This window comes from Indolivaga capnocytophagoides (genome assembly GCF_036511535.1).
Taxonomy (GTDB): Bacteria; Bacteroidota; Bacteroidia; order Bacteroidales; family Dysgonomonadaceae; genus Dysgonomonas_A; species Dysgonomonas_A capnocytophagoides.
In genome coordinates this window covers 1,144,540-1,169,402 of the sequence record NZ_AP028867.1, presented here as the reverse complement: position 1 = coordinate 1,169,402, position 24,863 = coordinate 1,144,540, and the positions used below count along the sequence as shown (strand labels likewise).

Here is a 24,863-nt window from a genome sequence, read left to right as displayed (position 1 = left end):
ATAATAATTTTAGCTTTAATATCCGGTCAAATCATGAAAAAACTGATCTAAAGCCAATTTTCGAATTTTATTAGTGAGGGTAATGATAATTAATTCATATCAGAAAGGTTACAAAAGTTACACGATGTTTGAATATTCTCAGCTGTATTTTTTTTTTGCTGATCACTATAATGCTTTATTTCCATATTAATTGCTTTTCTCTATAGATAAAACCTTTATTATGATTTCGGCAAATAGTTGAGTTAATTAAAGCTTTATAGCTTATTATGGAGTTTCTTGCTCCTCTTTCTCTTCATCGAAATAGAGGTTCGTATTATCAGGTCTGAAGATGCGGTATTGTGTCATATTCATATTAGATTCGAAACCGGTTCCTTTTAGTATCATTTTTTCGGGTCTGTTTATTTCAATGTATTTATCTGAATACACTTTTTGCTGTCTCTCATCCCAGAATAGTTCTTCTGTGCTGAATGTTTCTCCTTTTGTATTTTTCATAAAGACATGACCTTTAAGCTGCCATAGTCTTCGTTGTGTAAAATTCCATGCGGTATCAGCTTTTAAAGTTGCTTCTGCATGAAAAGTAGAATCAAATCTTTCAACATATAATCCTTTAGGAAAATACCAGTGCGGATCTTTTGACGAATCGAATATCTGCCAGTCCTGAGTGATTACTTTATATCTTATTACTCCCGAATCAGAAATAAGCATAGTCACGCTATCATCACGAACCGAAGGTGTCTTTTCGCGGTCAAGAGGTTCGTCTATAATTTCTTGTTTATTATTCTCGCAGGATGTAACGAAATACAGCATTAGGATACTTATCGAAAGTATCCTAATTCCTGTTTTATATTGTTGATCTGACTTTGACTTAAAAAAACACATTGAGAAAATTCTCTTAAAAAATTTATGCTCTTGTTATCTGAACTTATTCTTCATAAACCAAAGGTCATTCAGACAAAGACCTAATGAAACTCCAAAGTATTGTTCCTTAATAAGATTCGATTTATCTGGAGAGACATTACTATATTCAAAATTTATATTTATGTACGAAGTTCTTCTTGTATATGGATCTGTCAATGGTAGCCCGAATCCGACTGTTGCACCATATTCTTTATAACCTGATACAGAATTATCAGAAGTAAGCACATTCATATATGAATTGGCATAGTTGATACCGCCTCTGAATTTCATTCTTTTGATGAAACTTCTGTCTCTTGGATCAATAGAGTATTCTATACCGCCATTAAAACGCCACCTGTTATTAAATCTGTCTTTACTATCCAGATTATCTTTCATATATTGTGAATAGCGAACTTTTTCCCAGTTTTGGTATGTTACATCTCCACCAATAACCAAACGGCCTTTGTGATTCCATGTAAAACCTGCTCCGACAGTCATCGGTAAGTCTGTAGGCGCATCCTTACCTGTATAATTTATAGTATCATTTTGGATGGCTGAGCCTCCTGATGTTCCTTGATAATGGATATTATTAATTTTTCCGGAAGATTTAATCTTTGGTGAAAATACTGCTCCCAATACAACTTTGTCTCCGGAGCTAAGAGGTAGAGCATATTGAACACCCAAATCGAACTTAACCATATTGACAGTCAATTTATGATAATCTGATTCGATATTCGCTTCGGAAACGTTTAATACATTGAATACCCTGTTATAGGTCGTATTACCGAATAAATAAGATATATTAGCTCCTATAGATAAATTCTTTATAGGTGAATAAGCTAGTCCTCCATATATCTGGCTGATATTACCTGAACCCGAAAATGTTTTTTGCGTGGATATCGAATTTGACGTTTCTACAGTTCCGAATTCATATCCTACAGACGAATAGGGTAATATACCAAAACTCATCCCCAGTTTTTTAGCTAAAGGAAATTGCATGGCGATATAATCCAATCCTCCATTATCGTCATTTTGCTTGCTGCTGCCTTCACTTAATTTTGATTTTCGGTAAGAAATACCGATATCGAAAATAAAGGTAAGAGAATCAACCCCCGCATAGGATGCCGGGTTACCAGGATTGGTGTTCAGTCCTTGGACACCATAACTGATTCCTCCCATTCCTTTGGATGCACCAACAGCTTGTCCTTCTAAAATGCCATATCCGTAGCGACTATATGGCGAGTTGGTATTTTGTCCGTGTAGCGGAACAATAAAAATAATCCCGATACCTGTCGCTAGTAGTAATTTTTTATATTTCTGCATTAGTGTGAAAACTCGATAATGAATTTTTAAGATTGTCTTTCGTTTGCAAATGTATTATTTTTTACTTGAGATTCTACTGCCTTTTATTCATGAACCTGTATTTTATTATAAAATTTGCATATCTTAACTATACATCATATATGTAATTTAATGGGGAACTTCTGTTATTTGAGCTTTGATTATTGAATACTTTATAAATTGTAATAACTTTAGATTCAGTGTAAATTGATATCTTTGCGATTGCTTTATCTTAAATATAGAAGGTTTTAATAAAGTATTCATGATAATAGCTGTTCGTTGCTATTTATAATTGAAGAGGAAATAAATAGGTCTAGGACCTTTAATTCACCGGAAGAATGGGGCGCGTATATTCACAAATTCAATATTTACTAAAAAAAGTAGAACCAATAAAAGGAATCCTCTATTTTCTTTTCCTTTTCTTATTTTTTGAATTTTTATGGAAATTATGTGTACACGAAGGAGATACTGAAAGTCAATTGTTTGTTTTAGGATTTGACTTGACTTCCTCTATTTATCCTGTTTGCGCAGCTACAGCGCGTATTGTTTATTGGATTATTCATGATTTATTCGGCTTTGATAGCTTTAATATCAAAGGCTTGTTTATTTACTTCGATAATTCGCTGAAAATGAAAATTGTGTGGGGGTGTACAGGTATTAAGCAAATGCTTTTATTTTCTTTTATACTTATTTTTTATTGGGGGCCTTGGCGCAAAAAACTGTATTATATTCCTTTATCAGTCTTTATACTTTTCATAATAAATATTCTCCGTTTGGTGGTTACCGCTTTTATTGTAAAAGATGGATTTCCTGCTTGGTTTATACCTGTAAATGAATCCTTGACGGGTGTGGATTGGAATGGCTCACAGCAAATGTATTGGAAATTCTATATAGACTGGTATCATTTCTTTCACGATGGCTTTTTCAAGTGGATATATTATGACGGAGTAATGTTCCTGCTTTGGCTTTGTTGGCAAGAAAAATATAATCTACCTTATCAGAAAATAAGAGAGTCATGAGGTTATTATTGAATTTAATAATGAGCCTTAAATCAATAGATCGACCTTATTTTCTTTTCTTCTTTTTTGTTTTAGCTAAAGACACAAACCTCGAATTAAAGTAAGGCTGAAGTATTTCAAAGAACGGAATACTTAATCTGTATTTAGGTGTTTCGAATAGATTTGTCGCTTTATTTAATACTATTATCTGTGTTATATATCTAATAAGAAATAGCAATACCGCAGCCACAAGGTAAGCCCATAAAAAATAGATTGAACTATATACAATAGATGCCAGAGTAGTTATGTAAAACATATATCGGGAGAATGTTTCAAGTGAGAAAATCCCCGAAGTATAATTTGTAAAGTGAGATTTAGCCCGGTAATACGAGGTCTTGATTTCTTTCCAATGGTTAAAACTTTGTAGATTGGTCGATACAAAACTTTCCTTATTTAAAACTACAGCAGTGTTGTCGCTTGTCATTATCCGGTTTACGAATACAAGTTCGGCACTATTGTAATTTAAGGCCGAAGAGAATCCCTTATTATCAAAAAACAAGTGTTTCCGATAGGCTATATTGCGGTATGTTGCAGCGAATGGTTTATGTTTGATGGCTTTAGAGAAATACTGAAGCGAGAATATGAGATTGTCAAAAATTGCTATTTTTTTCCATGACTCATCATTGCCTTCGAAGCGGCTGTAACCTATTGATATTTGTGTTTCTTTATTTAACGGGCTTACCATACTTCTTATCCATTCATTTCCAACGGGAATAGAGTCGGCTTCGGTAAATAAAAGGATGTCTTTACGGGCAGCTTTAATGCCTATTGTCAATGGCAGTACTTTATTACGAACTTCTTCATCGTTGTCGGGAATAGGAGAGAAGGTACTGTACAAATTTGAATATTCTTTTTTGAGCTTTTTCAATAAAAACTCAGTTTCATCTGTAGCTCCTTCATTTACAACAATGACTTCATAATTCGGGTAGTCTTGACTGAGGATTACTGGTAAACATTTTTCAAGATTTTCCGATTCATCCTTCCCAACTATAATGACGGATACAGAAGGCCAATCCTTCTTCTCTTGGTTGTAGTCATTTTCTGCGTAGGTTACAGGTTTTTTGTAATCTCCCAGATAAAAATAAAGCTGAATAATAAGAAGAACCAGTAAGATGCCGAAAATGATTATCCCTATTATGTCTATTGTAAAAGATGATATAAACTGTTCCATCCCGCAAATTAAGATTTCAGACCTCTTTGACGCGCCTTCGTGTCGTCTATTAATAATTGTTGTTTTAATAAATATCCGATACTTTAAGCTGTCTTTGGATTATATAATCTAGCTCATATTTAGTATCGGCCTTATATACATAAGAAAGCCAAGGTACAATAATCTTGACTTTCTTACCCTTTATTTAAGGTTTGATCGTATTTTACAGCTTATCCGAAAGATATGCTTTTGGTATTTCTCTGCAATTATATTGCGAAGCCATAATCTCTCCATAAGCTCCAGCTGAGCGTAAAGCTACGAAATCGCCGCGTTTGGTTTCGTTCAGATCATAATCTTTGATAAAACAATCCGAAGATTCGCATATAGGACCTACTACATCGTATTTTGCGATAGGAAGATCCGATGATATATTTTCAATCTTGTGATATGCTTGATATAACGCAGGACGAATCAGATCTGTCATACCTGCATCAAGTATTACGAATTTTTTACTGTCTCCTTCTTTTACATATGTTACACGAGAAATCAGTGAACCGCATTGAGCAACTACCGCACGTCCAAGTTCGAAGTGTAATATTTGTCCTTTTCTTAGCTCAAGATGTTTGTGGAATACTTCGAAATAAGAACCGAAATCAGCAATAGGATTAGTGTTCGGATCGTCATAATCAATACCTAATCCACCACCTACATTGATGTTTTTTAATTGGATTCCTTTTGCTTCACATTGGCTTTGCAATTCGTTGACACGTTTACACAAAGGTTCGAAAGTTTCAACTTCTGTGATTTGAGATCCAATGTGGAAATGGATACCTATCAATTCGATATTCTCGAAAGTTTTGATTTTGTCAAATACTTTGTCAAGCGAAGACATACTGAATCCAAATTTGTTTTCATTCAGCCCCGTAGTTATATACTCGTGAGTATGAGCGTCTACATTGGGGTTGATTCGGATTGCAACGGAAGCCTTTTTGCCTTTTTTCTCAGCCAGTTCGTTGATCACTTCAAGTTCGGGCAGAGATTCTACATTAAAACAAAATATATTATAATTGAGTGCCAGATTGATCTCTTTATCGGTTTTACCAACTCCGGCGAACACAATTTTTGAGCAAGGAAAACCTGCGCTTATTGCAGCTTTTACCTCATTACCGCTTACACAGTCTGCACCAAATCCGGCAGCAGCTATTATTTGTAGTATCTTATGGTTGGCATTTGCTTTTACTGCATAATGTTGATGATAACCGTACTTATGAGTCTGATCTTTTATTTTGTCTAATGTCTCTTTTAAAAGATCGACATCATAATAGTAGAATGGCGTTTCGATACTTTTGAAGCGTTCGACAGGAAATGTACCTTTTGTCATTATTTTTGTGATATTTGGATGTTAAAAAATAGTATTTCTAAGAGCTTCCAGAGCCCTGCTTTTATCTTCTTCTTTTACAATAAACGATATATTACAACTGCTGCCTCCGAATGATATCATCCTTACAGGAATGTCTTTCACTGAATCAAGAACCTTCGATTCAAGCCCTGCGTTTTTCCAGTCAAGATCTCCAACTGCTGATATAATAGTCATGGATTTATCAACCGCAACAATACCCAATTTTTTGAGATCATCAGTAATTTCTGCTAAATACTTGGCATTGTCTATCGTTACAGATACTCCAACTTCGGATGTAGTCAGCATGTCGATGGATGTCAGATGCTTTTCGAAAATTTCGCAAACTTTTCTCAAAAAACCATGAGCCAATAACATTCTGCTCGATTTAATGTTGATAACAGTTATGCCATCTTTAGCCGCGATTGCCTTTATTTTGCCCGACTCGGTGTCATTTGATATGAGTGTTCCTTTGGCCTCCGGTGTATATATATTCAGCAGCTTCACCGGAATATTAGCCATTTTAGCGGGAAGTATACATATCGGATGTAATATCTTTGTTCCAAAATAAGCAAGTTCGGCAGCTTCGTCAAAATTCAATTGATGTACGGTTGATGTGTTTGCCATTAGTTGGGAATTGTTCCCATAAAGAGCATCAAAGCTTGTCCATATCTGAATTTCTTCGGCATTAATTGCTGCACCTATCAGTGATGCTGTGTAATCACTACCTCCAAAATGAAAATTATCGACCTCTCCATAAGCATTTTTACAGATGTAACCTTGGGTTACATACACTTCCGAACGGTTGTCTGCCAATATTTTTGTTAAAGAACTGCTGATAAATGAAAGATCCGGTTCGTTTTTCTTATCGATACGAATAAAATCCAAAGCTGATAATTCTTTAGCCTCAATGCCTTTTTCTTGTAAAAGCAGATTTACAATTCCACTGCTAAGGATTTCACCCTGGGCTAAGACTATCTTTTCTTCAAATAGAGTGAACAAGTCTTTTGTGAAAGATCTGATATAATTTATCTTTTCTTTCAGAAAAAGAGTAGCTTTCGCCTTTATCTCAACGTTTTTATAAGTATGTTCTATTTTTTGCTGGTACTCCTTTTCCAGAATACTGATTGTTTCGTTTGCGCCTTCCGGATTTTTCTTGTATAAATAGTCCGAAATTTCTTCAAGTAGAGATGTCGTGCCGGAAATGGCCGATACTATAACTATACATTTGTTATTTTTACTAACTATATCAGCTACGATATTCAGTCTCTCTGGAGTATCTATGGCGGTTGAACCAAATTTTAGAACTTTCATCTATTGAATATTTTTTAATAAGAGTCCTTGATTTCAAATAAGAATCCACAATCGTTAAATCCTCAAATAGAATAAGGAACATAATAAATAATAGAAAGTATTTAATGACGTATTTTAAAGCAATAACCAGCTTTTGCTGTTATGCCTGCAAAGTCAATAAATAGGTCTTAGACCTTAAAATGAGAACAAAAATACAAAAAAAACTTTTATTTTATAGCTTTATGTTATTATACATTTTGTCTTTTATTTCTTGAAAACTAAATATACAGCAGCAACCATAAAACAGAAAGCTAATACATGGTTCCATTTGAGAGATTCGTGAAATACGAGAGAACTGAAAATCACAAAAACAGTAAGAGTAATGACTTCCTGAATAATCTTTAACTGTATGAGCGAGAAAGGGCCTCCGTTTTCATTAAATCCGATTCGGTTTGCCGGAACCTGAAAGCAATATTCGAAGAATGCAATACCCCAACTGATCAGTATTACTCCGATAAGAGGGAGCGCAGCAAACCACGAGAATTCTTTTAGTTTCAGATGACCATACCAAGCAAAGGTCATGAAGATATTGGATGCTATAAGCAATAATATAGTATATAAACCTGACATCTTTTTTTGTACAAAGATAATTAAGTATCTGTTTGAATAACTTGGTTTCAGCTAATTTTATGTATAGAGATTTTATAAAATAAATTACCTACCTTTGCACCCTTTCAGTAACCATAAGTATTTAGTGACATATTCCGGAAAATAACTATCTGTTGTTAATACTTGCTAAGTCTCATAAAAAAAGGTCTGTGACCTTAAAAGAATAAGTCTATAAAATTCATGTTAATAGTTGAAAGTCTTAAAGTTGAATTTGGAGGTAAGACCCTGTTTGACAATATCAATTTTATAATAAACCCCAAAGACCGAATAGCTTTGGTCGGAAAGAATGGTGCCGGAAAGAGTACCATGCTCAAAATATTAGCAGGGGTTAATAAGAGCTACAAAGGTACAGTAACAGGCCCCGATGGGATGACTATTGGCTATCTCCCTCAGGTAATGCAGGTTTCCGATGAACGTACGGTAAGAGACGAAGCATCGTTGGCTTTTTCTCATATATTTGATCTACAGGATCAGATCGAAGAAATGAACCGTCAACTCGAAACCCGTACCGATTATGAGTCTGATGACTATGCTAAGTTGATAGATGATTTTACACATGCTCATGAGCGTTTGGCTAATATTGAAGATACAAACTTTGATGGTGAAGTTGAAAAAACATTATTAGGACTAGGGTTTAAACGTTCAGATTTTGATCGTCCTACAAGTGAATTCAGTGGTGGATGGCGCATGCGGATTGAGCTAGCCAAGCTACTATTGCGCAAACCTGATGTTATGTTATTGGATGAGCCAACCAATCATCTTGATATAGAATCAATAGGCTGGTTGGAAGATTTTATTACAACTCAGGCCAATGCCGTAGTTCTTATTTCTCACGACAGGGCTTTTATAGATGCGGTAACAACCCGTACAATCGAATTGACTTTAGGCAAGATTTATGATTATAAAGTGAATTACTCTAAATATGTAGAGCTGAGAGACGAACGTCGTCAACAGCAGATTCATGCATGGGAGGCTCAGCAAAAGCAGATACAGGAGATCGAAGAATTTATTGAACGTTTCAGGGCGCAGGCAGCAAAGGCTACATTGGTACAGAGCCGTGTAAGGCAGCTCGAAAAAATGGAGCGTGTAGAGATTGATGAAGAAGACAAATCTGCTATACGTATTAAATTTCAGCCCGCTACACGTTCCGGTAATTATCCGTTAACTGTGGATATGGTTACCAAAAAATACGATGATTATCTGGTATTTGAAAATGCAAATCTGATGATCGAGCGTGGCGAGAAAGTGGCTTTGGCTGGAAAGAACGGAGAGGGTAAATCTACTTTCGTGAAATGTGTGATGGGTGAAACTCCTTATAACGGAACAATGATGCTCGGACACAATGTGTCGGTCGGTTATTTTGCACAAAATCAGGCAGATTTATTAGATGAAGATCTCACTGTCTTTGAAACGATAGATCGGGTTGCAGAGGGTGATATTCGTACTCAGATCCGTAATATATTAGGTGCTTTTATGTTTAACCGTGATGATTCGGATAAAAAAGTAAAAGTCCTTTCAGGGGGGGAACGTACCCGTTTAGCTATGATAAAACTATTGCTTGAGCCTGTTAATTTGCTGATCCTAGATGAGCCGACCAATCACTTGGATTTGAAAACTAAAGAGGTCCTGAAAAATGCAATACTTGATTATGACGGGACGGTTATACTTGTTTCGCACGATCGAGATTTTCTGGATGGATTGGTAACCAAAATTTTTGAGTTTTCAGATAAGAAAGTCCGTGAACATATTGGTGGTATCAAAGATTTCTTGGCGAAAAAGAGAGCTTTGTCTTCATAAATAGAGAATAATAATATACCAGATAGAAAGGTTTGCAAATGATTGCAGACCTTTTTTTGTTACATACAATTAAAAATCTTTCCTTTGTTATTATGAAAAAGATATTGTTAACTATTACTTTGCTGTTAAGCGTATTATACTCTTACCCGCAAGCATACAAGACACAACCATTGTCCGAAGATGTACATACCGTACAAGTCAATAAGAATGGAAATTGGGCAAGTATCCCTGTTATAGATTTATCAGGAGACAATTATATAAACATCAATTTTGATATATTAGGTGAAGATTCTTATAGGGCATTAAAATATCGGATCATAAATTGCGATGCCGATTGGAATAAGTCCAGATTATTAGATCTTGAATATCTAGACGGATTTAATGATCTGTTAATTGATGATTATGCGCAATCGGTAAATACAATTGTTGATTATACAAACTATAATTTTCAGATACCTAACGATCGTCAGCGATTAAAACTGTCGGGAAACTATGCTGTGGAAGTCTATGCCGAGGATGAACAGAATAAAGTTTTGCTTATGGCTTGTTTTTCGGTTCTCGATTCTAAGGTTAAAATAGACGGAGCTTTTTCTTCCAATACCGATATTGACGCCAATAAAGAACATCAGCAGGTAAATTTTTCCATAAATACGGCGGGCATACAAATAAGAGATCCATTTTCCGATTTGAAAGTGGTAGTCCGGCAAAATAACAGAATGGATAATCAACGGGTAGGAGTGAAGCCTACTTACATACAGGGAGATAAGTTAATCTATGAACATAACCGTGATTTGATATTTGATGCAGGGAATGAGTATCGTCGTTTCGAGTCGGTAAGTTACCGTTATAATGGATTGAATATTGCATCTACAGACCTGACCCGCCCTTATTATTCAACTAGTATTATCACAGATAAGGTAAGGGCTGGTAAACGTTATATTTATGATCAGGATCAGAATGGTCGTTATCTGATCAGGAATGCAGAGGCGAATGATGCCGATACTCAAGCTGATTACTTTAAAACACGTTTCACATTGGATATTCCCGAACCTATGTTAGAGCCCATATATCTGAACGGAAGTTTTACAAATAATCGGTTTGATGAAAAGTACCTGATGAAATATGATATTGCAAACAAAGTTTATACTGCTGATGTTCTATTAAAGCAGGGAGCATATAATTACCAATACCTTACTCAGTCGGGTAAAATATATAGCCAGGCAAAAATTGAGGGTAATTATTTTGAAACAGAAAACGAATATGCGGTTTATGTATATTACCGCCCTGTTGGGTTCTTATCTGATCAATTAATCGGTTTGTTGTTAATATCGGGGAAATAGTATTATTAAATCTTAAAAAATATTAGGGCTTTATGTATTTCGGACACAAATTATATCTAAGTAACAGCAAGCATCTAGTGATGTATTTTTAGTTTATTACATACTTTGGTTGTTATACTTACCAAAGTAATAAGTAGGTCTGAGACCTTTAGTTGAAAAATAAGATAAAAAATATGAAGAAGCAATTGTTTTTAGGATTGCTTATACTCTTTTCAATAGGGGTATTCGCACACACAAACCAAACCTCAAAAGGTATGAATAAGTATAGATCTCAATGGGAGCAGGTTGAGAAGTTTGAAAAAGATAATTTACCAAAATCTGCTTTAAGTGTAGTTAATAGTATTTTTAAAGATGCTGTATCGTCTAAAGATACGCCGCAAACTATCAAATCATTACTTTATATCAATAAATATAAAATTTCGATTGATAACGAAACCGATATATCTATTTTTTCAGATATAGACAGTTTGATAACAATTTCGAACAAGTCTGATGATAAAGCTTTGCTTCATTCACTTATTGCGGAAGTTTACCTAAATTATTATGATGCTGTAAGATGGCAGATATCCAATCGGACTGATATTGTTGGATATATACCCAAAGATATTAAAGAGTGGACAGGGAATATATTCAAAGACAAAGCTGCTGAACACCTCAAGGCGTCTGTGGGAAACGAGAGTGAGTTGCTTAAACAGCCGGTGCTGAATTACAAAGATATACTGATAGAAGGAGAAGACTCGAGAACATTATATCCTACTCTTTACGATTTTCTTATTAAAAGGGCTATAGATCAGTCTGCAAGAATGACAAATTCTTATAGAGGCTCTCAATCTGCAGACTTTGATAGGTCTTTAAAGTCAAAAGGTTTAAAAGCTTCCGATTTGGCTTTACCTGCAAGTGATTTTCTTAAACTGGATTTTTCTGATAATGATAATCTTTTAATACTTGGTTTTTATCAGAATGCTTTAAAATCTTTTAAAGCCCGAAATATGAACGAGTCTGTTGTGTTTACAGAATTAGACCGTCATAATTATCTGATGCGGACAGTGGGTTCATATACTGATAAATATGCAAAAGACTTTTTGTTGAATCTTGAACGCGAAAACGAAGCATACGATTATAATGTAGAGGTCATTTATGCCTTGACCCAACTTTTACAGAGGACGGGAGAGCCAGATAAAGAGGATAATCTGACCCGGATTTATGATTGGTGTCAGCTAGGATTGAAAAAATATCCGAAATACAGCCGTATAAACTTATTGAAAGATGTTCTGTATAACATTGAGAGTCCTTATGCTCAGATCAAAGGAAAAGAGGTGTATCATCCTGATACGAAGAAAAAGACGTTTACTCTTCTGTACAGGAATTTAAAGTATGTCAATCTTAGAATTATAGATAAGAATACTCAGCAAGAGGTCAAAAACCAGATTGTTAATCTGAACCCAAAATCGACTTATTCACAAGAAAGCATCGATTTTGATATTGATCTGAACAAAATAGGTAACTACAATCTGGTTATTGATTTTGATAAATCTGTGTCAAACGATAAGTCCGAAAGATGCGAGTTTACAATATCGCGACTGGCAAATTTTGTTCGGAATAAAAGTCAGGATGTATATGAATTTTATATCGTGGACAGATTGACAGGTGCACCTGTGTCAGATGCAGTGATAACAATTAAGAAATCTGATTCTAAGAATATTTATAACGATATAGATCAAGTAAAAACCGATTCGAAAGGCTTTGCCGTATATGATTTATCAAGAATATATAACCGGGATAAAAGTAATTTGTATTCGTATCGCTATAGTGTTAGTAAAGGAGATGATAAACAAAATGTATTGGCTTATTTTAGTTATTCTTATAATTTTCAGACCAATGAGCAAAGTGGATCAAAAGAGATTATCAATTTGTTTACAGACCGGAGTATTTATCGTCCCGGGCAAACAGTCTATTTCAAAGCCATAAATTTGTTACAGGGCAAAGAAGGAGAGTTCGCGTTAGCCAAAAACAAACAATATAATGTTGAGTTGTTCAATGTCAATGGTGAGAGAATATCCGAAAAGAGTTTGACCACAAATGATTTTGGTTCTGTTTCAGGTGAATTCGTCTTACCGAAAGGTGGGTTAACCGGACAATATAGCATTAAGGTTGGTGATAGTTATACATATTTTATGGTTGAAGAATACAAACGGCCGACTTTTCAGGTAACTTTTGATAAAATAGATAAGTCGTATGCTTTTGGTGACAAAGTAAAGGTAATCGGACATGCCGAAAATTTTTCAGGAATAAAACTGCAAGATGCAGAGGTTTCATATAATGTTATACAACGTCCATTTTTCAGATGGTGGTATGGCGGTGCAACCGAAACAATAGATAATGGAACTGTAGTCACTAATGCTGATGGTTCATTTGAAGTTTCTTTTGTTATTCCTCAAAGAGAAACCACAAATAGTCGTTTATTTGGTAATCAAATATATAATTATGAAATTACTGCATCAGTAACCGATCAGAATGGAGAGACTCAGGAAGGGACTTTATCTTTTGCTGTTGGAGATGCGTCAGTGATTTTATCAACAGATATAGGTGATAAAATTGATAAAGCATCAGACAAAAAGATAGTTGTTAGTTCAACTAATCTCAATGGGGAAAATATCTCATTAAACGGAACTTATGTCTTATACAGTTTACATGCCAATGATAGTATAAATTCACAGGTAAAGACAGGTGAATTTAAGTCCGAAGAGACAGATCTGATGGGAATTATGAGAAGCCTGCCTTCGGCTAAGTATCAGCTAGCTCTTTCTGCTAAAGACGATAAGGGTAGAAATGTTACTGCAAAAGAAAATTTTGTTTTGTACTCATACAATGACAAACAGCCTCCTATAGAATCAAATGAGTGGCTAGTCGAAAAGAAAACAACCTTCTCAGTAGCACAAAGTGCGGAGATTGCTTTTGGAGTATCAGCTAAAGATGTTATCGTATTATATGAAATAGTAAGTAATAATTGTGTCTTTGAAAGACGGCAGATCAGGTTTAACAACTCAATTGAGAAATTCTCCATTCCTTATAAAAAGGAATATAATAAAAACGCAGTCGTATCATTTACATATATTATTGATGAAAAGCCTTATACCCAACAAATAGTATTAACGAAAGAGGATGAAAAGAAAGATCTTAACCTGAAATTTGAAGTTTTCAGAGATAAGCTTAAGCCGGGACAACAGGAAGAATGGCGGATTTCGGTAAAAGACAATATCGGTAAGCCTGCTTTTTCGGAACTGTTGGCATCTATGTATGATAGTTCGTTGGATAAACTGAACAGCCCTAATCCTTGGAATCTGATCACTGCTTCTTATTCTCCATCAACCGGAGTTGATTTGTTTCAAAGAGGAGGGGGATTTGATGATTTGAATCAATATTTTTATTTTGATAATACAGGCCGACCTTCCTATAAGAGTATGTCGATTGATCGTTTGAACTTATTTGGTTTTACTTTTTCCTCCAATAATAGAATTGTTATAAGAGGAATGTCTTCTGTGCCGCAACCTGCGCCTGCACCGGCTTTTGCCGTAGAGCGACTTTCTGGTTCAGTTCAGGGGATTATGGATATGAAATCAGAGTCTTCTGTACAGTTTACACCACCTGTGATTACAGACGATGCAGGTATTGTTGATAATATAGCAGACAAGTCTCCTGTTCAGATAAGAAGTAATTTTAATGAGACTGCATTTTTCTATCCTCAATTGAGAACGGATAAAAATGGAGAGACTATTATTTCATTTACAGTACCAGAATCGAATACAACATGGCGGTTCAGAGCATTAGCCTATGATCAGAATCTTGATACAGGCTCATTAGAGGCTATCGCAATATCTCGAAAAGAATTGATGGTCACTCCCAATATGCCGAGATTTATAAGGCAGGGCGATAAGGCTTCAATCTCTACTAAGATATCCAACCTTTCGGATAAAACTGTATCAGGAAAAGTACGACTGGTATTTTTTGATCCAGTAACAGATCTGGAAAAGGATATAAAATTGGAGAATAAGTCTCAGATTTTTGAATTGGCTAAAGATGCATCGTCTTCGGTGACCTGGTTGTTCGATGTTCCTTCAGATATAGATATGCTTGGGGTTAAAGTTATAGCCGAAAGCGAATCTTTCAGTGATGGAGAACAGCATGTTTTACCTGTACTTTCTAACAGGATGCTTGTAACCGAAAGTATGAATATGAATCTGAACAAAAGCCAGACTAAAGACTTTGTATTCGATAGGTTTGTCAATAATAAATCGAATAGCTCTTCTAACTACCGGCTGACGTTCGAATATACCGGAAATCCTGCATGGTATGCCGTACAGGCGTTACCTGTATTGAGTAACCCAACCAATGAGAATGCTGTAAACTGGTTTGCCAGCTATTATGTCAATGTATTGGGGAATTTTGTATCTCATCAATATCCAAAAGTAGCTTCGATGATAGCAACATGGAAAAAACAAGGTGCAGATAAGAATACAATGGTTTCGAAGTTGATGCAAAATGACGAACTTAAACAAGTTTTGCTCGAGGAAACACCATGGGTACTAGAAGCTAAGGACGAAACAGAACAGATGGAAAGATTATCTCTGCTGTTGGACCTGAATAATTCGAAGAATCAGGCGGATCAGGCTATTGTAAAATTACAGGAACTGCAACGTGAAGATGGCGGCTGGGCTTGGTACAAAGGAATGTATTCGAGTCGTAGTATAACGCAGTATGTATTGTACGGATTCACTCAGCTAACTCATCTTAATGCAGTAGAGTATGGAGAAAACGTGAAAGTAATGCAGATGAATGCGCTTAAGTATATAGACTCACAGATACTGAAAGAATATGAAGATCTGAAGAGGTTTAATAAAGACTGGCAGAAGGTGTCTTATTTATCAACCAATCAATTGGAATACCTTTATGTAAGATCATTCTATCGAGATATACCAATAGATCAGAAGACTCGTGAAGCTGAGAGGTTTTATACTTCTATTGCGGAAAAAAATTGGACTAAGCTCAATTTATACGAGCAATCATTATTGGCTGTTTTAGCTTCGCAGAATGGTAATAAGATATTAAATAACAAAATTATAAACTCTTTGAGAGAGCATGCCACAATAAACGATGAAATGGGCATGTTTTGGGCAAATAATGAAATTCGGAGTTTTATGGGGCAATCAGCTGTAACTGTGCATACATTTCTGATGGACGCCTTTAAAAATGCAAATGCGTCTGACGATGAAATGGATAGAATGAAACAATGGTTGTTGAAACAAAAACAGACTCAATTATGGGAGTCGACTCATGCTACAATTGATGCGATATATGCTCTTTTGAGTTCAGGTAATGATTGGTTTGCTGCATCCGGAAATTCCAAAATTACAATTAATGATAGAATTCTAGATACGAAAAGTAGTATGCCCGGTGTGGATTATATAAAGCAAAGTTGGAGTGGATCAGACATAACCTCAGGTATGGGTAGAGTTTCGATATCCAAAACATCCGAAGGTCCTTCTTGGGGTACTATGTATTGGCAATATTATGAAGATCTGGATAAAGTAACAGATCAAAAGGGTGTGTTGAATGTCGATAAGAAATTGTTTGTGGAGCAATCTTCTATCAAAGGCAAATCTTTGGTGGAAGTGAGTGAATCTACACCTTTAAAGGTTGGAGATAAAGTTATCATACGTTTGACTATCCGTTCCGATCGAGATATGGAGTTTGTTCGACTGAAAGATATGAGGGCTTCGTGTTTTGAACCGGCCGAAACATTATCCGGAATAAAATGGCGGGAGAGCACATATTATTATCAGTCGACTAAAGATGCATCCACTAACTTCTTTTTCGATTTATTGCCAAAAGGCACTTATGTTTTTGAATATCCCGTTTTTGTCAATCGAGTGGGTGACTATAGCAGTGGTATAACTATGATACAATGTTTATATGCTCCTGAGTATATCTCTCATACATCAGGTACTAAGGTTGTTATTAAATAAAAGGAATACTTCTAAAAAGAACGGCTTTCCATCATGGAAAGCCGTTCTTTTTTTAGTCTTTAAATAGTAAATCTACAATCTTATTCACCTAGAGATTCCCGCAGGAAATCGATTGATTCAAAGATTTCATCTTTAGTTGCTGTTTGGTTGAGTGCAAGTTTACCGATACCTTCCAGTAAGGTAAAGTTTATACGTTCTGCTGATTCATTTTTTTTATCATGTTTCATTAGTTCATATAAGGTTTCATAATCGTCACATGAAAACGGAAACAAGCCATAGTTTTCACGGATGAATACCAATGTTTGCCATAATTTATCTTTAGGGAATCCACATTTTTTATATGAGAGATATAATTCACAAATAGTTCCCCATGCTACAGCATATCCATGTTGAACCGGCTTATTAATAGTGTAGGATAAGCTTTCAAATGCATGTCCGATGGTATGTCCGAGATTAAGAGCTTTACGGATATTTTTCTCAAAAGGATCTTGCTCTACAATCTTTTCTTTAACAGCTACTGATTCTACGACCAATTCTTTCAGTATATCGTAATTGATCTGATGCGTATCGAAAGAAAGTAGGTTTAACCATACCTGTTCATTAGATATTAGTCCGTGTTTGATCATCTCAGCATATCCTGAGAGAAAATTAGGATGGTCTAGTGTCTTGAAAAATTCAGAATCAATCAGTACTGTTTCAGCGGGAGCGAATGCACCTATTTCATTTTTTAAACCATTGAAATTAATTCCGGTTTTTCCCCCTACAGCAGCATCTACAGCTCCAAGTAAGGTTGTCGGTATATTAATGCTTTTTATTCCCCGTTTAAAACTGGCTGCGGCAAATCCTCCGATGTCGGTAACCATACCTCCTCCTAAACTGATAAGTAAAGAGTGTCGGGTCGCTCCGTTTTGAGAAAGGTAACTCCAGATACATGCCAGGCTTTCGAGATTCTTATTATTATCTCCGGCTTTTATGATGATTTTTCCGGCCTTCTTTATTTCTTCGATTTCAGAGATTAGAGGATAACATAATACATCTGAATTAGTATCCGTTAAAACAAATAGCTTATCATGGGCTATCTGAGTGAGAATATTCTTTAAATCTGCTTTTAGATCAGACGATTTGAGTACTTTTTGCATAGAGTCGATATTATTGTAGAATACTATTTTCAGGGAATTTGTATCCTCGTAAAAGTTCTTCTGTGTTAAGAGCTTTTTTTCCGGGCAATTGAAGATTGGTTATATTGATAAAACCATCTTTGCAACTTACCTTTATATAAGTCTTATTGTCGGTTTCGATATTTCCTTCTGATTGTTCGTGCTTACATTTTTCCATTGTAGCAGAGTATATTTTTACAGGAACTGCGTTTTGTCCCTGAACTTTTAATTCGGTCCATGCTACGGGGTGAGGAGATAGTCCTCTTATATGGTTATATATCTTTTCTACAGACTGATTCCAATCGATACGACAGGTTTCCTTGAATATTTTGGGTGCAGGTTTCAGTTCTTCTTCGTTTTTGAAAAATTGATCTTGAGGAATGGCTTCTGTTTTTCCTTCAAGCAGAAGGTCTACTGTTCTTTTAACTAACTGAGCTCCCATAACCATAAGTTCATCATGTATTTTTCCTACATTGTCCGAATCGCCGATTGGTAATTTTTCTTGAAGTATGATTTTTCCTGTATCTATTTCGTGAGTCAGAAAGAAAGTCGTAGCTCCGGTTTCTTTGTCTCCATTCATTATTGCCCAGTTGATAGGCGCAGCTCCCCTGTATTGAGGTAATAGAGAGGCATGTAAATTGAATGTGCCTAACCGTGGCATATTCCATACTACTTCGGGCAACATGCGAAATGCTACTACTATCTGAAGATCGGCTTTCCATCCTTTTAGTTTTTTGTGAAAATCTTCATCTTTTAGTTTTTCGGGCTGCAATAAGGGTAAGTTTTGTGTTAAAGCGTAGCTTTTAACTGCCGAGTGTTGGATCTTATGACCTCTTCCCGCAGGTTTATCGGGCATTGTTATTACTCCGACTACATTATAATTGTTTTCTACAAGTACACGAAGACTTTCTACTGCAAACTCAGGAGTCCCCATAAATACTATTCTTAGATCTTTTTTATTCATAAGTTATTCGTGCTGATTTAGTCCATTTCTGAGAAATTGTCAACCAGAACTTTTCTATAATTATTAAGAATACTTGATTTTGAAACGAACCCGAGGTATTTACCGTCTTCATCCACAACCGGTAAATTCCATGCTTTTGTCTGATCAAATAACCGCATGATTTTTTCCATTTGCATATTCACGTTTATCACCCCCGGAGGTGATACCATAAAACGGGTTACCTTGAAGCGTTCGTATAGTTCGGGACGGAACATGATATTTCTGATATTATCAATAAGTACCACACCCATAAGTTTACCATTGTCATCGACAACAGGGAAAACGTTTCGTGACGATTGCGTTATTACTTTAACCATGTCTCCCAAACTCATTTCTGGTTTTACAACCTGAAAACTTTCTTCCAATAGAGATTTTAGATTCATGAGTGTTAGTACCGCTTTGTCTTTATGGTGAGTTATCAATTCTCCTTTTTTTGCGAGACGCATTGCATATATACTGTGAGGCTCGAATAGTTTTATAGTGGCAAATGAGATTGTTGATACTATCAATAACGGAAGCAGTAGCTCATATCCTCCGGTGAGTTCGGCTATTAGGAATGTCCCTGTCAAAGGGGCATGCATTACCCCTGCCATTACTCCTGCCATACCCATTAACGCAAAATTTTCGTGAGGAAGGAATGGCGATAGATGTGATCCGTTTATGACGTAAGCAAATGCAAAACCGGCAATACAACCCAAGAATAATGATGGGGCAAATATACCACCCGTACCACCTGCTCCGTTAGTCGCACTCGATGCAAATACTTTGAATATGAGTAAAGAGCCTAAAAGCCCGATTATACCCCAGTTAGATCCTTTCAGCGTATAGAATAAACTTCCATCCATAATGGCTTCCGAGCCATTTATCCCTCTCAATAGTAGGTTGATTGTATTGTATCCTTCTCCATATAATGGGGGGAACAGAAATATCAGAATACTGAGAATACTTGCTCCAACTGCAAACTTTTGCCAATAGTTGAGTTTGCGGAATACATTTTCGGTAGCGTCCATAGCCCGTGTGAAATATAGTGCGACTAATCCGCAGAATATACCTAATGCAATAACATATGGTATTCGCTCTAGTAGAAAAGGTTCGGCATGTGCAAACTGAAACATGGCTCCGGTACCCGATACCACATACGTAAATGTTGCGGCAGTAACCGATGTTACAAGCAATGGCAATATAGTTGTCATTGTGAGATCTAGCATCAATACTTCGACAACGAAGACCAATCCTGCGATAGGGGCTTTGAAAATACCTGCGATGGCACCTGCGGCTCCGCATCCGATCAGTAGCATGAGGTAGCGTTGTTCTATTCTGAAAAAGCGTCCGAGATTAGATCCTATAGCTGATCCTGTAAGGACAATAGGAGCTTCGGCTCCGACCGACCCTCCGAATCCGATGGTTATGGAACTGGCTATAATAGATGTGTACATGTTATGAGCACGGATATAGCTCTTACGCTGAGAGATTGCATAAAGAATTTTAGTTACCCCATGACCGATATCATCCCTCACTATATATCTGACAAATAATCCTGCTATAAGAATACCTACTATAGGATATATCAAATACATGTAATTAACATTTGCAATGCTGAAGTTATCAGTAAGTAAGTGCTGAATGAAATGAATCAGTGTTTTTAGAATAAGCGCAGCCAATGCCGTTAAAATACCGACCAGAAAACTTACGAAAACCAAAAAATGTTGTTCCCGTATATGTCTGTTCTTCCATGCTAAAAACCTGGATAAACTACTATTTTGTTCCATATTTATTAATTGAACCTCAAATTTACAATTTACAATAAGAATATGGAAATATTTTGAATGTCAAATTGTACCTAAGGTCTCAGTCCTGTTTATTACTTTGGTAAGTATAACAGCCAAAGTCGGTTATAAATTAAAAATATATCATTAAATACTTGTTGTTGCTTATCCCATGTATCTTCATATAAGCGTCAGATTATTTTGATCCCGAATTCGTTTAATAATCCGCTGATATTGTTTTCCGAGAAGATTGCTTTCTTTATATTATTCTGAGTCGGGCTTATCGTAAAATTATAAGCCAGACTAAGATCACATTCTTTCAGATTGGTATGGGAAAAACGGGCATCAAACAAATCTGTATTCAGGAAAAATGATTTTTGAAGATTACTTCCTGTCAGATCGACCCCTTTCATGGATGAATCTTTGAATGTAGTACCCTGCATTTTCAGGTGTTCGAAAGAGCAGAAATCCAAGATACAGTTATAGAAATGCACTTCGAAAAGAAATCCTATACATTTGCTGAAATCTACCCCCATCATTTTACAATCTTTGAAAATCACATTGTTTAATTGGGTATTCGATAATTTGCTCATCGAAAGATCACAATTCGCAAAGGTGCTGTTGGTGAAATTAACGGAAGTTAGATCCCGTTCGAAGAGATTACATTTTTCAATCGTACAATCTATAAAGTCTGTACCTGATGCGAGGTTGTCAGGGAATTCGGATGATGTGATCTTTTGATTTTCAAATAATAATGTACTCACTCTCTGATGATTTTGATTTCTCCGTTGTTGCTCAATTTAAGTATGCTTGAAGCCTTAGCTTTGAAAGTATCTCGCTGACGGTAATTAACGATATAATCCACCCCGTTTTTTATTGTTTCCGATACTTCCGTAAAATTAGACGGAGATGGTTCTTCACTTAGATTTGCTGATGTGGAAACTATTGCTTTACGAAAACGCCGGCATAATTCCTGTGAGAACTTCTCACTTGTGATTCGTATTGCTATACTTCCATCTTCAGCTATCAGGTTAGGTGCGAGATTTCTAGCATTGTCATAAATGATTGTAAGCGGTTTATCCTCAGATGCATCTATAAGGTCATAAGCCAATGACGGTACATCAGACAGATAATATTCCAATTTTACGGGATTGTCCGTCAATACAATAAGAGCTTTGCTATCCGACCTCTTTTTCAATTCGTATATTTTGCGTACGGCTTCTTCGTTTGTCGCATCGCAACCAATGCCCCATATAGTATCAGTAGGATAGAGTATGATACCTCCCGCAGCCATTACCTCCATGGCTTTTTGTATATCTTCTTTCATTTATTATAAATATATTACTTTTTTTCTTCTTATTCAGATGTTTAATGTAAAAGGTAACAAAAGTAACAGGCATATGTCTTTTTCAGGTTATAGCCTTTTTCTTGATATCACATTCTTTGCTTATCTCTTTTATAGATAAATTTATTGTTGAGATTCTTCAGTGATTATTTACCAGCTGATATATATATACATCTTTGTATTGTTCCGAACAGTATATCCATTGCTTCAGAAATCCGGACTGTTTATACCCTGACTTTTCGAATAGTTTCTGGCTATTCTTGTTGTCCGAGGCTATATAGGCATAAAGTTGATTAATACGTAAAAAATTAAAAATATACTCATGTACTAATTCAAGAGCTATTGTTGCATAATTACATTGCCTGTAAGCATTGTCAACAAGTATACCGATACCGGCTTTGGCATGATGAAAATCAAAATCATAAATATCAACTGTACCTATAACAGTACCATCTGATTTTAGTTCGATCATCAGCCGTAATTGTTTTGCCTGATAAATATCGGTTTGTTGAGTATCGGCAATATACTCTCTGAGAGCTAATTTAGAATAAGGCGACAAAGTGTTGCCATGTATCCATAGCTGTGTGTCATTTTCCCATTTATACAAGACTTCGAGGTCTTCGGGCTCTAATGCACGTAATTTTATATCGTCATTTTCGAGATACATTATTTGAAGAATGTATTATTGTTTTTGTACCTATTGTAATATCTGTCCGGGGCGAATATATTAAAAACCGAGTGTTTTCGGAACTGTTCTTCTCCATTTCTTCAATAATATTTTCGAATGACATTTGTGACGAATCGAAAGTATATGTCTTCTTTTCAGGCATATGTTTACCAAGTATTTTTTTCTTGCCGGAAAAATATAGTTTTAATTTAACTGAAGCACAAATCAATGAGTATAAAGGTCTGTTAGAATCAGTGTAATGCTTTTTATAAAATATAAGCATAGCCTCATAGAATGCTTTTATGTATTTGAGGTTGTTTTTATCAGTGCTTTCACCTTTGTAATGAATAATTTTTTCTGGAAGATAATAGTTTTTATATCCGGCCTGTTCTATACGGAATGAGAGATCTATATCTTCGCCATACATAAAAAAATCTTCATCAAAAGCTCCTGTTTGATTGATGGCATAATGACGGATCATCATAAAAGCCCCTGCTAAGATGGGAACCTCATTTATTGAGTCTTTGTTTAGATAAAGCAGGTTGTACTTACCGAATATCCGTGACTTTGGGAACACCGCCTGTAATCCCGATAATCTGCAGAAGGAGACCCAAGGGGAGGGGACGCTTCTTTTTGATTCTGCAAGAAACTGTCCGTATCCGTTAATCATTTTTACTCCTACCGCTCCGGCTTGAGGATTCTGATCGAGAAAACCAATCACATTTAGTAAAACATGTTCACCTAATACAGTATCAGGATTGAGTATTAACAGATATTCTCCTTTAGCTTGTCTGATTGCCTGATTGTTAGCTTTTGAAAATCCCGGATTATTGTCATTGATAATGTAGTGGAGATTAGTTTGGCTGAACCGTGATTGAAGATAGGGTATTGAGTGATCGGAAGAATTATTATCAACTATAATGATTTCATAGTCAAAATCAGTAATGGACGCAAAAATCGAATTCAAGCATTGCTCCAAAAAATACTTAACATTATAATTGACTATAATTATGGATAGTTTCATCTTTGAAATATCAGGTCTTACTGATACTGCAGCTAATTTAAAGAAGCCAGAACCTTAGTATCCGTCCCTTTCAAACATTTCACCCAGACGGATAAAGAAATTCTTTTTGCGTCTTGATCTTTGCATATTCTCTCCGGCGGACATCATTATTTTTTCGAAAGAATATTCACCTTTTTCGGCAGCTCTTACCGCATTATAGATCACACCCCAGTCGGGAAGCCCTCCAACATTGCGATCGTCAATGAACAAATCGGCAGTCAGTTTTCTGGATGCTTTTGCCGGATCTTCTTCCGGATAGTTTTTGTTGGCGGCATAAAATGTCAGCCCTCTTTTGGAACAATAATCAATGGCTTCTTGTAATAAGTCCCCATCGCGTACTGTCCAAAGAATTAAAATATGTCCGTCTTTTTGCAGGCTTAATAATGTATCTATAGCAAATGGTATAGGACGTCCTATTTTAGGGTATTCATGTTCTACGATTGTTCCATCAAAGTCTACAGCTATAATCATACTTCGTCTATAATTTTAGTTTCTTCTTCTAAATGCTTTTTATTCGGTATACATAAGAAGAATGCAAATATAGTAATGATAGTCAAAAACGTAAAATTTTTCAAACCCGTAATAATCAGGCATGACATATTAAATACACAAAGTACAACTAAAGCTGCGTGTCTGGTGTAATATTTTGTAACATATTTTTTTAGAGCAATTTCGGTAGTTGGTTTGTCTTCTTTTTTTAACTTCGGGTGCAGCATTTTCAGTATTCCGTAAATTCCGCCTAATGTAATGATTATAGCCCAACGCTCTAATATCACAGATTCGGAAGGAACTATGTACTTCGTTGTATATAGTACATCAAAAACGAAAGCGATAAGAATAACTGCGATACTTAAAAAATACGAGAGCCTTAAATTTCTGTATGTTTTATCAAGCATGG

General features: G+C 35.7%; 19 protein-coding genes. 4 read left to right on the top strand and 15 right to left on the bottom strand.

Annotated elements, in window-relative coordinates; all coding sequences use genetic code 11:
- Positions 1 to 264: 264 nt before the first annotated feature.
- Positions 265 to 879, bottom strand: coding sequence for an LPS export ABC transporter periplasmic protein LptC (lptC, locus tag AABJ51_RS04905; protein WP_338374617.1), 615 nt, complete (start codon positions 877 to 879; stop codon positions 265 to 267).
- Positions 880 to 912: 33 nt separating this feature from the next.
- Entirely contained in the window at positions 913 to 2,220 is a 1,308-nt protein-coding gene (bamG, locus tag AABJ51_RS04900; RefSeq protein WP_338374616.1) for a BamG family beta-barrel-assembly machinery protein, read from the bottom strand.
- A 356-nt stretch (positions 2,221 to 2,576) separates the two neighbouring features.
- Between bamG and AABJ51_RS04895 the strand changes: the two genes are divergently transcribed.
- On the top strand, positions 2,577 to 3,257 hold the full coding sequence (locus tag AABJ51_RS04895; protein ID WP_338374615.1) for an exosortase/archaeosortase family protein: 681 nt from the start codon (positions 2,577 to 2,579) through the stop codon (positions 3,255 to 3,257).
- A gap of 46 nt (positions 3,258 to 3,303) precedes the next feature.
- Here AABJ51_RS04895 and AABJ51_RS04890 read toward each other — a convergent pair whose 3' ends face one another.
- The 4 genes from AABJ51_RS04890 to AABJ51_RS04875 all read right to left on the bottom strand — a co-directional run bounded on the left by AABJ51_RS04890 (position 3,304) and on the right by AABJ51_RS04875 (position 7,765).
- Positions 3,304 to 4,467 carry a glycosyltransferase gene (locus AABJ51_RS04890; protein ID WP_134435311.1) on the bottom strand — a complete coding sequence of 388 codons (1,164 nt, stop codon included), beginning with the start codon at positions 4,465 to 4,467 and terminating at the stop codon, positions 3,304 to 3,306.
- Between the two features lie 202 nt (positions 4,468 to 4,669).
- The gene (gene lysA / locus AABJ51_RS04885; RefSeq protein WP_338374613.1) at positions 4,670 to 5,827 is read right to left on the bottom strand and encodes a diaminopimelate decarboxylase; all 1,158 of its coding nucleotides are present in this window, start codon (positions 5,825 to 5,827) and stop codon (positions 4,670 to 4,672) included.
- Positions 5,828 to 5,848: 21 nt separating this feature from the next.
- Complete coding sequence (locus tag AABJ51_RS04880; RefSeq protein WP_338374612.1) at positions 5,849 to 7,156, bottom strand: aspartate kinase; 1,308 nt, start codon at positions 7,154 to 7,156, stop codon at positions 5,849 to 5,851.
- 243 nt (positions 7,157 to 7,399) lie between these two features.
- Entirely contained in the window at positions 7,400 to 7,765 is a 366-nt protein-coding gene (locus tag AABJ51_RS04875) for a DMT family protein (RefSeq protein WP_026627379.1), read from the bottom strand.
- 219 nt (positions 7,766 to 7,984) lie between these two features.
- Here AABJ51_RS04875 and AABJ51_RS04870 point away from each other — a divergent pair, with 219 nt between their 5' ends.
- The 3 genes from AABJ51_RS04870 (at position 7,985) to AABJ51_RS04860 (ending at position 16,964) form a co-directional block, all read left to right on the top strand.
- The gene (locus AABJ51_RS04870; RefSeq protein WP_338374611.1) at positions 7,985 to 9,601 is read left to right on the top strand and encodes an ABC-F family ATP-binding cassette domain-containing protein; all 1,617 of its coding nucleotides are present in this window, start codon (positions 7,985 to 7,987) and stop codon (positions 9,599 to 9,601) included.
- Between the two features lie 92 nt (positions 9,602 to 9,693).
- Complete coding sequence (locus AABJ51_RS04865) at positions 9,694 to 10,941, top strand: type IX secretion system plug protein (protein WP_338374610.1); 1,248 nt, start codon at positions 9,694 to 9,696, stop codon at positions 10,939 to 10,941.
- A 173-nt stretch (positions 10,942 to 11,114) separates the two neighbouring features.
- Complete coding sequence (locus AABJ51_RS04860; RefSeq protein ID WP_338374609.1) at positions 11,115 to 16,964, top strand: alpha-2-macroglobulin family protein; 5,850 nt, start codon at positions 11,115 to 11,117, stop codon at positions 16,962 to 16,964.
- Positions 16,965 to 17,044: 80 nt separating this feature from the next.
- Here AABJ51_RS04860 and aroB read toward each other — a convergent pair whose 3' ends face one another.
- The 9 genes from aroB to AABJ51_RS04815 form a co-directional block, all read right to left on the bottom strand.
- The gene (gene aroB / locus AABJ51_RS04855; protein ID WP_026627375.1) at positions 17,045 to 18,103 is read right to left on the bottom strand and encodes a 3-dehydroquinate synthase; all 1,059 of its coding nucleotides are present in this window, start codon (positions 18,101 to 18,103) and stop codon (positions 17,045 to 17,047) included.
- Positions 18,104 to 18,113: 10 nt separating this feature from the next.
- On the bottom strand, positions 18,114 to 19,085 hold the full coding sequence (gene fmt / locus AABJ51_RS04850) for a methionyl-tRNA formyltransferase (protein WP_338374608.1): 972 nt from the start codon (positions 19,083 to 19,085) through the stop codon (positions 18,114 to 18,116).
- 17 nt (positions 19,086 to 19,102) lie between these two features.
- On the bottom strand, positions 19,103 to 20,893 hold the full coding sequence (locus AABJ51_RS04845) for a chloride channel protein (protein ID WP_026627373.1): 1,791 nt from the start codon (positions 20,891 to 20,893) through the stop codon (positions 19,103 to 19,105).
- A 188-nt stretch (positions 20,894 to 21,081) separates the two neighbouring features.
- On the bottom strand, positions 21,082 to 21,654 hold the full coding sequence (locus AABJ51_RS04840; RefSeq protein WP_338374607.1) for a pentapeptide repeat-containing protein: 573 nt from the start codon (positions 21,652 to 21,654) through the stop codon (positions 21,082 to 21,084).
- Positions 21,651 to 22,217: an L-threonylcarbamoyladenylate synthase gene (locus tag AABJ51_RS04835; protein ID WP_338374606.1), complete on the bottom strand. Its 567-nt coding sequence runs from the start codon at positions 22,215 to 22,217 to the stop codon at positions 21,651 to 21,653. The genes AABJ51_RS04840 and AABJ51_RS04835 overlap by 4 nt, the downstream gene beginning before the upstream one ends.
- Before the next feature lie 157 nt (positions 22,218 to 22,374).
- Positions 22,375 to 22,902 (bottom strand): GNAT family N-acetyltransferase, encoded by a 528-nt coding sequence (locus AABJ51_RS04830; RefSeq protein ID WP_338374605.1) that lies wholly within the window; start codon positions 22,900 to 22,902, stop codon positions 22,375 to 22,377.
- The gene (locus AABJ51_RS04825) at positions 22,886 to 23,926 is read right to left on the bottom strand and encodes a glycosyltransferase family 2 protein (protein WP_338374604.1); all 1,041 of its coding nucleotides are present in this window, start codon (positions 23,924 to 23,926) and stop codon (positions 22,886 to 22,888) included. Before AABJ51_RS04825 ends, AABJ51_RS04830 begins: the two co-directional genes overlap by 17 nt.
- A 54-nt stretch (positions 23,927 to 23,980) precedes the next feature.
- On the bottom strand, positions 23,981 to 24,436 hold the full coding sequence (locus AABJ51_RS04820) for a BT0820 family HAD-type phosphatase (RefSeq protein ID WP_026627369.1): 456 nt from the start codon (positions 24,434 to 24,436) through the stop codon (positions 23,981 to 23,983).
- Positions 24,433 to 24,861 carry a hypothetical protein gene (locus AABJ51_RS04815; RefSeq protein ID WP_026627368.1) on the bottom strand — a complete coding sequence of 143 codons (429 nt, stop codon included), beginning with the start codon at positions 24,859 to 24,861 and terminating at the stop codon, positions 24,433 to 24,435. Before AABJ51_RS04815 ends, AABJ51_RS04820 begins: the two co-directional genes overlap by 4 nt.
- Positions 24,862 to 24,863 lie beyond the last annotated feature (2 nt).